The sequence below is a fragment of the Streptomyces niveiscabiei genome (assembly GCF_001419795.1).
Lineage (GTDB): Bacteria > Actinomycetota > Actinomycetes > Streptomycetales > Streptomycetaceae > Streptomyces > Streptomyces niveiscabiei.
Genome location: NZ_LIRL01000393.1, coordinates 1 through 5,706, shown reverse-complemented (window position 1 = coordinate 5,706; position 5,706 = coordinate 1). Strand labels below are relative to the sequence as shown.

Genomic DNA, 5,706 nt, shown 5'->3' with positions numbered 1-5,706 from the left:
GGGCGGTGAGGTCGGGGGCGGGCAGGGCCCGGCGGTCGAGCTTCCCGTTCGGGGTCAGCGGCAGGGCGTCGAGGACCACGCACGCGGCGGGGACCATGTGCTCGGGCAGATGGCGGGCCGCGAACTCCCGTATCTCCGGCCCGTCCGGCACGCTCCCCGCGACCGGGGTGACGTAGCCGGTCAGACGGCGGCCGACGGGGTCCTCGTGGACGGCGACGGCGGCCTGCGCGACCCCGGGATGCCGGGTCAGGACGGCCTCGATCTCGCCGAGTTCGATGCGGAACCCGCGGATCTTGACCTGGTCGTCCGCGCGCCCGAGGTAGTCCAGCCGCCCGTCCGGGCGCCGGCGCACCACGTCCCCGGTCCGGTACATGCGCTCACCCGGCTCGAAGGGGCAGGCCACGAACCGCCCGGCGGTCAGCCCCGGACGCCGGGCATACCCGCGCGCGAGGCCCGCACCGGCCACGTACAGCTCACCCGGCGCGCCCGGCGGGACCAGACGCAGGGCCGGGTCCAGGACGTACAGCCGGGTGTTGGCCACCGGGCCGCCGATCGGCACCGGGCCCTCACCGGTGACGTCCCGGCAGGCGGTCACGTCGACCGACGCCTCGGTGGGGCCGTACAGGTTGTGGACCGGCACGTCCAGCACGGCCGAGAGCCGGGCCACGGCCGATGCCGCCAACGCCTCCCCGCTGCACATCACCCACCGCAGACCCGTGCACCCGGCAGCCGCCGGTTCCTGCGCGAAGACCTCCAGCATCGACGGCACGAAATGCGCCCCCGTGACCTGCGCGGAGCTGATCAGCTCGGCGATGTAGCGGGCATCGCCCTGGCCCCCGGGCCGCGCGAGGACGACGGCCGCGCCCGCAGCCAGCGGCCACAGCAGCTCCCGTACCGACACGTCGAACGTCACCGGCGTCTTGTGCAGCAACCGGTGCCCCGGCCCGACCGGGAACTCGGCCTGCAACCACGACACGTAGTTCACGACCCCCCGGTGCGGCACCACCACACCCTTCGGCCGCCCCGTCGAGCCCGAGGTGTAGATGACATAGGCGGGGTGCCCGGGTCGGAGTCCGACGGCCGGGGCCGCGGCCGGCTGCCCGGCGATCTCGACGGCTGCGGGGCCGTCGAGCGCCACCACCTCCACCCCCGCCACCACGGGCAGTTCACCGGCTGCGGCCGTGGTCAGCACCAGCGCCGGGCGGGTGTCCTCCAGCATGAACGCCGTCCGCTCCACCGGATACGCGAGATCCAGCGGCAGATACGACGCCCCCGACAGGAGCACCCCCAGGATCGCCACCACCATCTCCACACCGCGCGGCACCGCCACCGCGACCACGTCCTCCGGACCCGCACCCCGCCCCCGCAGCCAGTGGGCCAACCGGCCGGCGCGCGCGTCCAGTTCCCGGTAGGTCAGCGGCGCCTCGTCCCCGTCCGGAGCCACCACGGCCACCGCGTCCGGCGTCAGCGCCACCTGTCGGCGCCACAACTCCACCCAGCTCCCGCCCGGCACCGCGCACCGGGTCGCGTTCCACCCGTCGAGCCGCTCGCGCTCACCCTCCATCAGCAGGTCCACCGCGCCCACCCGCACCTGCGGATCGGCCACCACCTGCTCCAGCACCCGCAGGAACCGCTCCTGATGCCCCGCCACACCCGCCGCACTCCACTTCTCGGGGTTGGCGAGGAACGACACCAGCATCCGGTCGCCGCTGACGCAGAAACCCGTCATCAGGTCGACCGGGCAGGCGAAGAAGATCTCGCGCCGCGTCGGGTGGCCGTCGAGCTCCAGGTCGCCGCCGGAGATGATGTTCACGGTGACGCCCGGGAGTTCCTGGCCCGCCGAGGTCGTGCCGACCTCGCGCACGAGGTGCTCGTTGCGGAAGCGCTGGTGGCGCATCACCCGCCGCACCTCGTCCGCCGCCTGCCGGGCGAGCGCGGTGAACGGCGCCTCGCCGTCGACGCGCAGCCGCAGCGGCAGAATGTTCGACAGCACACCCGGAGTGGCCTGGGCGACAGGCGTCACCCGGGCGCTCACCGGCAGGTTCACCACGACGTCCGCCGTGCCGTTCAGCGCGCCGACGTACGCCGCCACCGCCGCGATGAGCACGGCGGAGCGCCGCACCCCGGCCGCGTCGGCCGCCCGGTTCAGCCCGGCCAGCCCGATGCCCACCTGCCCGGCCCGCACACAACCCCGGGTCACCTCGGCCGAGTTCCCGCCGACGCCGGGCCCGCCGGCCAGCAGCGACGGGCTGAGGCCCTCCTCGGCCCGCGCCAGCCAGAACCGCCGGTCGGCGTCGTGGTCGGCGGACTCCTGGTACGCCAGCTCCTCGTCGACCAGGCCCGCCAGCGAGCCGTATCCGGGGTCCGGGACCGCCTCGCCGCGCACCAGGGCGCGGTAGACCTCCGCGACCCGCCGTTCGACGAGGGTGAACGCCGAGATGTCGCCCATGATCTGGTGGTACTGCTGATGCCACCGGAAGTGGTCCGGGCCGAGGACGAGCAGCGCGTAGTGGAACAGCGGCCCCCGGTCGGTGGGGTAGGCGCGGTTCCAGTGGGTGTCGACCCAGGCGTCGGCCGCCGCGCGCGGATCGGGCGCGCCGGACAGGTCGACGACCGTCAGCTCCCAGACGAGCGACGGATCCGCCACCTGCCGCACCAGCGGGCCGTCGGAGACGAAGTACGTGTGCAGGGAGTCCGTCTCCGATACCACCCGCCGCAGCGCGGCCTCGAACGCCGGCAGATCCAGCGGGCCGAATATCTCCCGCTCCACCGACGCGATACGGGGATTTCCCAGAATCTGGAGCGAGAGCCAGATCTCCAGTTGCGCGGCGGTCAGGGGCAAGGCGGTGTGCTTGTCCAGCTCAGGCATGGCACCTCGTCTCTTTCGCGTGCCTACCGGACCGACACTGGCACGGCCGGACCGCGCCGCACATCACCTACCTGAATAGTCGGCCACCACTACCAAGGCTGGTGATGCGGAAGGACGCAGGCCCGCCCCTAGACTGACGAAATCCCAGCACAGCGGGCATGCCGCAGAGTCGCTCCGCACAAGTGAGAAACGAGTGGTTGTGCAGGAAATAGTGAGTGCCGTTCTCTCCGAGAACGCGACAGCCGCCGATTTCGCCGGAATGCGAATTCCGGAGAGTTACCGGGGAACCGTCGTCCGGAAATCCGATACCGATGTTTTCGAGGGAATGGCGACGGCCGACAAGGACCCGCGCAAGACCCTGCACGTCCAGGACGTCCCGACCCCCGAACCCGGCCTGGGCGAGGTCCTGGTCGCGGTCATGGCCAGCTCGGTGAACTACAACACCGTGTGGTCCTCGATCTTCGAACCGGTCCCGACCTTCCGCTTCCTGGAGCGCTACGGCAGGCTCGACGACCGGGCCCGCCGCCACGACCTGCCCTACCACGTCCTCGGCTCCGACCTCGCCGGCGTGGTCCTGCGCACCGGTCCCGGCGTCAACGCCTGGGCGCCCGGCGACCGGGTGGTCGCGCACTGCCTGTCCGTCGAACTGGAGAGCGCCGAGGGGCACGGGGACACCCTGCTCGATCCGCAGCAGCGGATCTGGGGCTTCGAGACGAACTTCGGGGGCCTGGCCGAACTGGCCCTGGTGAAGGCGAACCAGCTGATGCCGAAGGCACCCCACCTGAGCTGGGAGGAGGCCGCCTCGCCCGGCCTGGTCAACTCCACCGCCTACCGGCAGCTGGTCTCCCGCAACGGCGCCGGGATGAAGCAGGGCGACAACGTCCTCATCTGGGGGGCCAGCGGTGGACTCGGCTCCTTCGCGACCCAGCTCGCCCTGGCCGGCGGCGCCTTCCCGGTGTGCGTGGTCTCCTCCCCGGAGAAGGCGGAGATCTGCCGCGCGATGGGCGCCGAAGCGGTCATCGACCGCAGCGCCGAGGGCTACCGGTTCTGGAAGGACGAGCACACCCAGGACCCCAAGGAGTGGCGGCGCCTGGGCACCCGCATCCGCGAACTGACGGGCGGCGAGGACATCGACATCGTCTTCGAGCACCCCGGACGCGAGACGTTCGGCGCCAGCGTGTACGTCGCCCGCAAGGGCGGCACGATCGTCACCTGCGCCTCGACCTCCGGCTACACCCACGAGTTCGACAACCGCTACCTGTGGATGTCCCTGAAACGGATCGTCGGCACGCACTTCGCGAACTACCGGGAGGCCTGGGAGGCCAACCGCCTGGTGTGCAAGGGCCGCATCCACCCCACCCTGTCGCAGGTGTTCCCGCTGTCCGACGTCGGCGAGGCCGTGCACCAGGTCCACCGCAACCTGCACCAGGGCAAGGTCGGCGTGCTGTGCCTGGCGCCCCGCGAAGGACTCGGTGTCACCGACCCGCGGCTGCGCGCCCGCCACCTGGACGCCATCAACCGCTTCCGCTGACCGCGCCGGCCCTCTCGCCGCCTCGCCCACCCCGCCGGGCCGCGATTGCCCGCGCAGCGACCTGAACCTCATCCGAAGATCCCGAGATCCGAAGAGATACGGTGACATGCCCGAGCACACGAAGCGCTCCGCCCTGCCCCTGACGGCCGCCCAACTGGAGATCTGGCTCTCGGCGCAGATCCGCGGCGTCGACCCCGTCTTCTCGACGCAGCGCGAGATCTTCGGGCCGGTGGACCCGCCGCTGTTCACCAGGGCGCTGCGGCAGGTCGTCACGGAGACCGACGCCCTGCACACCCGCTTCGTGGCCGAGGACGGACAGGTACGCCAGATCCCGGACCCGGACCTCACGTGGGAGCCGGCCGTCGTCGACCTGTCCGCCGAGGCCGATCCGCGCGCGGCGGCCGACGCGTGGATCGACCGCCACTGGGAGCGTCCCTACGACGTCACGCGCGGCCCCCTGTTCGCGTTCGCGCTGCTCAGGCTCGCCCCGGACCGCTTCCTGTGGCATCAGCAGTACCACCACCTGATCAGCGACGCGATCGGTGCCTCGCTGGTGGAGCACCGGGTCGCGGAGGTCTACCGGCGGCTCGTGAGCGGCGAGCCCACCGGCTCCCCGTCCTACGGCTCGGTCGCCGCACTCGCCGACGAGGAGAGCGCCTACCTCGCCTCCGAGGAGTTCACCGCGGACCGCGCCTACTGGCTCGACCGGGCGGCCGGCGGACTGGTCCCGTCCGTCCTCGGCTCCGAGGACGGCGCCCGGCCCGACCCGCACGGGCCCGACGTCGTACGCGGCAGCCTGCGCACCGAGCACACGACGATCGACGTGGCCGGGCTCCACCGCGTCGCCGACGCGGCCGGCGTACGGCGCTCCGCGGTGCTCTTCGCCGCCGTCGCGGCCTACGTCAGCGCCGTCACCGGCGAGACCGAGGTGGTCGTCAACCTGCCCGCGGGCGCCCGCACCGGACCCGTGGGCCGGACCACGCCCGGGATGGTGGCGAACGTCCTGCCGCTGCGGGTCCGCGTCGAGCGGGCGGAGCCCTTCGCCCAGCTCGCCCGGCGGGTCGCGGACCTGATCCGGGAAGCCGTCGGGCACCAGCGCTTCCGCAGCGAGTTCCTGGCCCGTGAAGCGGACGCCGAGGCGGGCGCCGCCGCGCCCGGCCGGATGCGGCAGGGCGTGCTGGTCAACATCATCGCCGCCGGAGGGGACCTGGACTTCGCGGGCCACCGCACCGAGCGGGAGATCACCTTCGCCCGCCCGGAGGACCTGTCGATGCGGTTCACCGCCCTCGACGGCGACCGGATGGCG

3 protein-coding genes are annotated in these 5,706 nt (G+C 72.7%); 2 read left to right on the top strand and 1 reads right to left on the bottom strand.

Translation table 11 applies throughout. From position 1 onward, the window contains the following. A partial coding sequence (locus AOK24_RS19455; RefSeq protein ID WP_055721341.1) for an amino acid adenylation domain-containing protein occupies positions 1-2,869 on the bottom strand: 2,869 nt, incomplete at its 3' end. A gap of 259 nt (positions 2,870-3,128) precedes the next feature. Between AOK24_RS19455 and ccrA the strand changes: the two genes are divergently transcribed. Beyond that, positions 3,129-4,400, top strand: coding sequence for a crotonyl-CoA carboxylase/reductase (gene ccrA, locus AOK24_RS19450; protein WP_420876675.1), 1,272 nt, complete (start codon positions 3,129-3,131; stop codon positions 4,398-4,400). Between the two features lie 106 nt (positions 4,401-4,506). Then, a partial coding sequence (locus tag AOK24_RS19445; protein ID WP_240554007.1) for a condensation domain-containing protein occupies positions 4,507-5,706 on the top strand: 1,200 nt, incomplete at its 3' end.